Annotated in this window: 4 protein-coding genes; 3 read left to right on the plus strand and 1 reads right to left on the minus strand. The window is 47.9% G+C overall.

The genetic code is table 11. The features are described 5' to 3' along the window. Nucleotides 1–136 precede the first annotated feature (136 nt). From ACLR2L_RS19920 to ACLR2L_RS19930, 3 genes are read left to right on the plus strand one after another with little or no spacing between them, the layout of a single operon-like run. A complete protein-coding gene (locus ACLR2L_RS19920) occupies nt 137–454 on the plus strand; it encodes a YqcC family protein (protein WP_413370734.1) in 318 nt (105 codons plus the stop codon). Further along, nucleotides 451–1,215, plus strand: coding sequence for a pseudouridine synthase (locus ACLR2L_RS19925; RefSeq protein ID WP_413370736.1), 765 nt, complete (start codon nt 451–453; stop codon nt 1,213–1,215). Before ACLR2L_RS19920 ends, ACLR2L_RS19925 begins: the two co-directional genes overlap by 4 nt. A 13-nt stretch (nt 1,216–1,228) precedes the next feature. Beyond that, complete coding sequence (locus ACLR2L_RS19930; RefSeq protein ID WP_413370738.1) at nt 1,229–1,675, plus strand: flavodoxin domain-containing protein; 447 nt, start codon at nt 1,229–1,231, stop codon at nt 1,673–1,675. 94 nt (nt 1,676–1,769) lie between these two features. Here ACLR2L_RS19930 and ACLR2L_RS19935 read toward each other — a convergent pair. Beyond that, nucleotides 1,770–2,364: 2,3,4,5-tetrahydropyridine-2,6-dicarboxylate N-succinyltransferase (locus tag ACLR2L_RS19935; RefSeq protein ID WP_413370740.1), on the minus strand; the 595-nt coding region annotated here is incomplete at its 5' end.

Genomic DNA, 2,364 nt, shown 5'->3' on the forward strand with positions numbered 1-2,364 from the left:
CAAGGTCAAAAATGCGATAATCCGTGCCTGCGTGTAGCAGAAACTCACTCAAAGAGTGGATGTCTTGTGAATTCATGCTTCAAATTCATACTATTTCAGATAACCGCTAGTTTAACAGGCATTGGAGGTTGGCGTAATGACAGATGCAGTAAAGCGGGGGAATCTATTGCTGGAAGCGTTAGAAAATGCCTTACAGGATTCCGGATTATGGGGGAGTGAAACCCCATCCGCCAGTGCATTGGCCAGCCAGCAACCCTTTGCCTGTGATACGCTGGCACTGGAACAATGGCTGCAATTTATTTTCTTACCGCGCATGCAATCGCTGCTAGCTAAGTCAGAGATATCCGTTCCTGTGATGGCGATTAAGCCGGTTGCGGAAATAGTTTGGGGAAGCCGGCATGCAGAGGTGCAACGCATACTGGGTGAGCTGGATAGCTGGAGTGAGCAGGCATGAGCGAATCGTTAATACCCGCAACTAATCAGGAAACCCTGCAAATTCTATATCGGGATGAGTGGCTGGTGGCGGTATATAAGCCAGTTGGATTGCTTGTTCACCGAAGCCCTATTGATAAACATGAAACGCGCTTTGCAGTGCAGATACTGCGAGATCAACTCGGTCAGCATGTGTTTCCTTTACACCGCCTGGACCGTCCCACTGCAGGTGTATTGTTGTTTGCGTTACAAAGAGAAACGGCATCCCTGATGAATGCACAAATGATGGCTCATGGGATGAAAAAAGAATACCGTGCATTGGTTCGCGGATTGATTAAGGCACATGGCACAGTCGACTACGCATTAAAATACCGATGGGACAAAATGGCGGATGCGAATCGGACCCAGGCCGTCGAACCTCAGTCAGCTCACACCGATTACTGGCCGTTGGCACACTATGAATTGCCCTTCGAGGTTGGGCGATACAAAACAGCGCGCTACAGCTGGGTTGGATTGCGGCCCTATTCAGGACGCAAGCATCAGTTGCGTCGTCATCTTATTCATTTGCGCCATCCTATTGTAGGTGATACCACTCATGGCGATGGGCGGCAAAATCAATTTTTGAGAGATACCTTTCATTGTCAGCGTCTTATGCTGGTGTGTACTCAAATGGGGTTCTATCATCCAATAAGCCGCCAATGGCTCTCTATTACGTGCCAACCCGATAGCGAAATGCATGAGTTATTGGTAAGCTGGCAACCGTTTTTAACCTGGAGTCTGTGAAAAAGGTAAGTAAATGGCGACAGTAAATATTATTGTAGGTTCGGTATACGGTAATGCCGAGAGTGTAGCGGAGTCTGTGCAAACGTTTCTGTCTTCAGAAGGTATCAATGCGGTGGTGTTCACCGATGCGAGTGTCACTGACATTACCGATCCGGATGGATTACTGGTGATCACATCTACTACCGGTTCGGGCGATATTCCGCCCAATCTGGAATTCACCTTTGATGAATTACGCACCGCTTTCCCGCTGCTGGATGGCAAACCCTTTGCGGTTGCTGCATTAGGTGACAGTAGTTACGGTGATTCTTTCTGTGGTGCTGGCAGACAGTGGCAGGAACTGTTAACAGAGTTACAGGGTAAACGCATCGCCGATATGCTGGAAGTGGATGCGATGGAAACGCTGGAACCTGAAACTGACGTTATTGAATGGCTAAAAGGCTTTGTTAACAAGCTGGCGTAACGTGTAAGAACCTGACGAGCGTATAACTAGCGTATACAAAAAATCCACCGTCACGGTGGATTTTTTATGTGTGGTTTATTACTGGATGACGGGATTATTCCGCGCCGCGCAGCAGGGCATTAATGCCTACTTTTGCACGTGTTTTTGCATCTACCTTTTTCACAATAATGGCGGCATACAGGCTGTATTTACCATCTTTGCTTGGCAGGTTCCCGGGTACAACTACTGCACCTGCAGGTACGCGACCGTAGTGGATCTCGCCAGTTTCGCGATCATAAATACGGGTGCTTTGGCCAATGTAAACACCCATAGAAATGACGGCACCTTCTTCAACAATGACACCTTCAACAATTTCAGAGCGTGCACCAATAAAACAGTTATCTTCAATAATCGTCGGAGATGCCTGCATGGGTTCAAGCACACCACCAATGCCTACACCGCCAGATATGTGCACATTTTTACCAATTTGTGCGGCCGAACCAACGGTGGCCCAGGTATCAATCATGGTGCACTCATCAATATAGGCGCCAATATTGACGTATGACGGCATCAGAATCACGCCTTTGGCAACGTATGAGCCAAAGCGCGCGCTGGCACCAGGCACCACGCGAACTCCTTGGGCTTCAAAGTTGCTATCTTTATGATATTTAAGAGGAATTTTATCGAAAAAACATTGATGACCTGCGTCG

Source organism: Alteromonas sp. AMM-1, assembly GCF_047290655.1.
Classification (GTDB): domain Bacteria; phylum Pseudomonadota; class Gammaproteobacteria; order Enterobacterales; family Alteromonadaceae; genus Alteromonas; species Alteromonas mangrovi.